The following is a 1,994-nucleotide window of genomic DNA, read 5'->3' as shown; positions in this document are numbered from 1 at the left end:
ACCCGCCCGATGTGGGCGTGACCAGTCTTGGCTACCGGCTCCTTCGTACGTACGGCTTAGCTGAACGAGTCGCCGCAGGCGCAGGAGCCCGTGGCGTTCGGGTTGTCGATCGTGAAGCCCTGCTTCTCGATGGTGTCGACGAAGTCGATGGAGGCACCGCCCAGGTAGGGGGCGCTCATGCGGTCGGTGACGACCTTCACGCCGCCGAACTCCTTGACGACGTCCCCGTCGAGCGAGCGCTCGTCGAAGAACAGCTGGTAGCGCAGGCCCGAGCAGCCACCGGGCTGAACGGCGACGCGCAGCGCCAGGTCGTCGCGGCCTTCCTGGTCAAGGAGGGCCTTGACCTTGGCCGCGGCGGCGTCGGACAGGAGGATGCCGTCGCTCACGGTGGTGGTCTCGTCCGATACGGACATCTGCTTCTCTCCCGGTGTGTACGGAGACTGCTTGCCGACCGGTCCAACCGGCGGGGCCGCCTGTTCATTCCCATGCTCGCACACGCCACCGCGGAGGGGATGCGTCACATCGACACTATGGCCATCGTCAAACTGACGTGAAGCAGTTATGATAGATAACGTCAATTCGACGAAAAGGATTCGTGGGGCCGCCATCGGCCCCACCTCGCGCGCGGCTGCGGCCGCGCTCGTCACTGAAGAAAGGGTGTGTGCCGTGACCACCGCCCAGTCCACCGAGGACCGCGTCGAGCTCGATGTCCAGCCGACCCCGCTCGCCCTGCTCCTGCTCGGCCGGGAGGCCGACCCGAGGAGCGAGCGCGGCGTGGAGTGCCCCGGCGACCTGCCGTCGCCCTCGGACCCCGGCCTGGTGGAGCGCGCCCGCGCCGCCAAGGAGAAGCTCGGCGACAAGGTCTTCGTGCTCGGCCACCACTACCAGCGCGACGAGGTCATCCAGTTCGCGGACGTCACCGGCGACTCCTTCAAGCTGGCCAAGGACGCGGCCGCGCGGCCGGACGCCGAGTACATCGTGTTCTGCGGTGTGCACTTCATGGCCGAGTCCGCGGACATCCTGACGACCGACGACCAGAAGGTCGTGCTGCCGGACCTGGCCGCGGGCTGTTCCATGGCCGACATGGCCACGGCCGAGCAGGTCGCGGAGTGCTGGGACGTGCTGACCGAGGCCGGGATCGCCGAGCAGGTCGTGCCCGTCTCGTACATGAACTCCTCCGCCGACATCAAGGCGTTCACGGGCAAGCACGGCGGCACCATCTGCACGTCGTCCAACGCCAAGCGGGCCCTGGAGTGGGCGTTCGAGCAGGGCGAGAAGATCCTGTTCCTGCCGGACCAGCACCTGGGCCGCAACACCGCCGTGCGCGACATGGGGATGTCCCTCGACGACTGCGTCGTCTACAACCCGCACAAGCCGAACGGCGGCCTGACCGTCGAGCAGCTGCGCGCCGCGAAGATGATCCTGTGGCGCGGGCACTGCTCGGTGCACGGCCGCTTCTCGCTGGAGTCGGTCGAGGACGTGCGGGCCCGGATACCCGGCGTGAACGTCCTCGTGCACCCCGAGTGCAAGCACGAGGTCGTGGCCGCGGCGGACTACGTCGGCTCGACCGAGCACATCATCAAGACCCTGGAGGCGGCCCCCGCGGGCTCCAAGTGGGCCATCGGCACGGAGCTGAACCTGGTCCGCCGCCTGGCCAACCGCTTCGCCGCCGAGGACAAGGAGATCGTCTTCCTCGACAAGACGGTCTGCTTCTGCTCCACCATGAACCGCATCGACCTGCCGCACCTGGTCTGGGCCCTGGAGTCCCTCGCCGACGGCAAGCTCGTCAACCGCATCGAGGTCGACCGCGAGACCGAGCAGTTCGCGAAGCTGGCGCTCGAGCGGATGCTTGCTCTGCCGTAGCTGCTTCTGAGGGGGAGGGGTGAGGGGGGTACGGCCATTCGGACGCCCCACAACACCCCAAGGGCCGTTCTAAAGTTGGTGACCACGCCCCCCCCCCCGACCAACCCCACCCCCCGGGCGAGACCCCGAAC

The 1,994-nt window shown here is 68.1% G+C and carries 2 protein-coding genes; one reads left to right on the top strand and one right to left on the bottom strand.

All coding sequences use genetic code 11. From position 1 onward, the window contains the following. Positions 1-56: 56 nt before the first annotated feature. A complete protein-coding gene (locus ACFWZ5_RS31200; protein WP_189732815.1) occupies positions 57-413 on the bottom strand; it encodes an iron-sulfur cluster assembly accessory protein in 357 nt (118 codons plus the stop codon). Between the two features lie 253 nt (positions 414-666). Here ACFWZ5_RS31200 and nadA point away from each other — a divergent pair, with 253 nt between their 5' ends. Further along, a complete protein-coding gene (nadA, locus tag ACFWZ5_RS31195; RefSeq protein ID WP_384806574.1) occupies positions 667-1,863 on the top strand; it encodes a quinolinate synthase NadA in 1,197 nt (398 codons plus the stop codon). Positions 1,864-1,994 lie beyond the last annotated feature (131 nt).

It is taken from the genome of Streptomyces sp. NPDC059003 (genome assembly GCF_042740445.1).
Lineage (GTDB): Bacteria > Actinomycetota > Actinomycetes > Streptomycetales > Streptomycetaceae > Streptomyces.
Note: the sequence above shows the minus strand (reverse complement) of the source record. Positions and strands in the feature narration are given on the sequence as shown.

What these genes read in the sequence shown, in the direction of transcription:
- ACFWZ5_RS31200 (WP_189732815.1), bottom strand. Translation starts at nt 413, where the DNA reads ATGTCCGTATCGGACGAGACCACCACCGTGAGCGACGGCATCCTCCTG.